Origin of the sequence: Mesorhizobium sp. M7A.F.Ca.CA.002.05.1.1, from assembly GCF_003998335.1 — a bacterium.
Lineage (GTDB): Bacteria > Pseudomonadota > Alphaproteobacteria > Rhizobiales > Rhizobiaceae > Mesorhizobium.
This window is the reverse complement of sequence record NZ_RZQI01001455.1, coordinates 1-829: the sequence shown is the minus strand read 5'-3', so window position 1 is coordinate 829 and position 829 is coordinate 1. Positions and strand designations below refer to the sequence as shown.

Sequence of the window (829 nt, the reverse complement as noted above, 5' to 3'; positions counted from 1 at the left end):
CGCTCCTTCAACTGACCCTGCGGCGCCGGCTCGAAATCCCAGCAATATATTTTCGATTAACCGTCCGGTTTAGCCCTTTGGTAGGGACTTGCCCGCATATTCGCTCGCAGATGGCGGGTGATCGATTTTGAGAGATCATGGGCATGATGCCGCACCGTCATACCGGTAGAGCCGGTATGTAAAAAATACCTGTAAAATCAAGGTCCGAGTACCATGTCCAGCATCATGACGAACAGCGCCGCATTGACGGCCCTGCAGAGCCTCAACGCCACCAGCAAATCCCTCACCGACACCCAGGCCCGCATCTCGACCGGCTACAAGGTCTCGCAGGCTTCGGACAACGCCGCTTACTGGTCGATCGCCACCACGATGCGCTCCGACAACCAGGCAATGTCCACCGTTTCGGACGCTCTCGGCCTCGGCGCCTCTAAGGTCGACACAGCCTATACCGGCATGAGTAGCGCGATCGATACGATCAACCAGATCAAGACCAAGCTGGTCGCGTCCTACGGCCAGACGGACGCCTCCAAAGAAAAGACCCAGGTCGAAATCGCCGCCCTTCAGAACCAGTTGAAGGCCTACGCCGATGGCGCCACCTTCTCCGGCACCAACATGCTTTCGGTGTCCACTGCGACAGGCACCGCGGCCGACGTGAAGATTGTTTCGGCCTTCAACCGCGACGCGACCGGCGCGGCTTCGATCTCGACGATCGATGTCAATGTGGAAAGCATCAAGCTGTACGATGCCGGCGCGGCACCAACCGCCAAGGGTATTCTCGACACGGCCCGCCTCGGCACCACGGGCGCTGCTGTTGCCACGGCCTCGGCAC

1 protein-coding gene is annotated in these 829 nt (G+C 59.7%); it reads left to right on the top strand.

What is annotated here, in order from left to right; translation table 11 throughout:
• Positions 1 to 213 precede the first annotated feature (213 nt).
• Positions 214 to 829: flagellin N-terminal helical domain-containing protein (locus EN939_RS36320; RefSeq protein WP_442919600.1), on the top strand; the 616-nt coding region annotated here is incomplete at its 3' end.